1 protein-coding gene is annotated in these 2,076 nt (G+C 66.3%); it reads right to left on the bottom strand.

The window, feature by feature from the left end; translation table 11 throughout:
• A partial coding sequence (gene pepN / locus ACIPIA_RS14880; RefSeq protein WP_400510669.1) for an aminopeptidase N occupies positions 1-2,004 on the bottom strand: 2,004 nt, incomplete at its 3' end.
• Positions 2,005-2,076 lie beyond the last annotated feature (72 nt).

Here is a 2,076-nt window from a genome sequence, read left to right on the forward strand (position 1 = left end):
CGGCAAGCTGCCGAACAAGCTTTTGCCGATCGCGCCGCTGAGGCCGCGATGCGCGGAAAAGATCGCATCGGGATCGACGTCGCGGCCGATCTCGCGGGCGATGTCGGCGGGGGCGGGCAGGCGCAGGACCTGGGCGGCGAAAGCGGGATCGGCCACGGCGTCGGCCTTGAGGAAGCCGTCGAGCTCGCGGCCCAGTTCGGCGGCGGTCGCTGCAAGCGCAGCGCGATCGGCCCCGGGCCTGCCCGCGGCGACGAGCGCTCGCGTGGCGACGCTCTGCAGGGCCTGCCAGCGGTTGAAGGAATCACTGTCGGCCGAGAACAGCCGCAGAAGGTCGGCGTCGGAAAGGTCCAGCTCCAGCCGCGCCGGAGCCGAGAAGCCGCGCATCAACGAGGGGATCGGCGCCTCAGCCACATCCTCGAACGTGATCGACAGGGCTTCATCGTCGAGCACGACGAGTCCATCGCCGGCATAGGCATTGGAGCTGCTGTTCAGCGGCAGGTCGCCTTGGCGGCCGACGAGGCCGAGCTTGATCGGCAGCACGACAGGCGACTTCTCAAACTGGCCAGGCGTCGGCGGCGTGCTCTGCTTGAGGTCGAGCGTGTAGCGCCGGGCGGCAGCATCATAGTGGCCGGACGCCGTTACGGTCGGCGTGCCCGCCTGCTCGTACCAGCGCGTGAAATCGGAGAGATCCTTACCTGAGCTTTCGGCAAAGCAGGCGAGGAACTGCTCGATCGTCGCCGCCGTGCCGTCGCAGCGCTCGAAATAGAGGTCCATGCCGCGCTTGAAGGCTTCGTCGCCGATCAGCACCTTGAGCATGCGGATCACCTCCGCGCCCTTCTCATAGACCGTCGGCGTGTAGAAGTTGTTGATTTCCTTGTAGGCGCGCGGCCGCACCGGATGGGCGAGAGGGCCGGCATCCTCAGAGAACTGGGTCGAGCGCAGCGTGCGGACGTCGGCGATGCGCTTCACCGGGCGCGAGCGCTCGTCGGAGGAGAATTCCTGGTCGCGGAAGACCGTGAGGCCTTCCTTCAGGCAGAGCTGGAACCAGTCGCGGCAGGTAACGCGGTTGCCCGTCCAGTTGTGGAAATACTCATGCGCGATGATTGCCTCGATCGAGGCGTAGTCGCCGTCGGTCGCGGTCTGCGGGTCGGCAAGGACATATTTGTCGTTGAAGATGTTGAGGCCCTTGTTCTCCATCGCGCCCATGTTGAAATCCGACACGGCGACGACGTTGAACACGTCGAGATCGTAGTTGCGCCCGAAGACCTGCTCGTCCCAGCGCATGCAGCGCACGAGCGAGTCCAGCGCCCAGCCGGCGCGGTCCGCCTTGCCTGGCTCGACATAGACGGCAAGCTCGACCTTGTGGCCGTCGGCGGTGGCGTAGTCCTGCCGGACATGGTCGAGCGCGCCGCCGACGAGCGCGAAGAGATAGGCCGGCTTGGGATGCGGATCGTGCCAGACAGCGAAGTGCCGGTCGCCGTCAGGCAGCTCTGCCGCCGCGACGAGATTGCCGTTGGAGAGCAGGACCGGGGCCTCGGCCTTCGCCGCTTCGAGCCTGACCGTGTAGACGCTCATCACGTCCGGCCGGTCGAGGAAATAGGTGATGCGGCGGAAGCCGTCGGCCTCGCACTGGGTGCAATAGACCTTGGAGGAGCGATAGAGCCCCATCAGCTTGGTGTTGGCGCTGGGGTCGATCTCCGTCTCGATCGTCAGCGTGAAATCATGCGGCGGCGGAGCGGGGATCGTCAGTGCCTGGGGCGTCACCTCATAGGCGGATGGATCGAGCGGCTTGCCGTCGAGGGCGAGCGACTTCAGCGTGAGTTCGTCGCCGTCGAGCTTGAGCGGGGCACCGGGCTGGCCTTCCGGATTGGGCCGCATCGCCAGCAGCGCACGCACCCGCGTCTTCTGCGGGTGCAGGTCGATGTCCAGATCGACCGTGTCGATCAGCCAGTCGCTGGGGCGGTAATCCTCGAGGCGGATCAGCGGAGCATCGTCGTTACGCATGGGAGCCCTGATGGCGAAGGTCAGGCTTCGTATGTAGCGGTTGCCGGGCGAGGTCGAAAGCCTCGCCCGACT

The organism is Allobosea sp. CER48, assembly GCF_044752385.1.
In the GTDB taxonomy this organism is placed as follows: Bacteria; Pseudomonadota; Alphaproteobacteria; order Rhizobiales; family Beijerinckiaceae; genus Allobosea.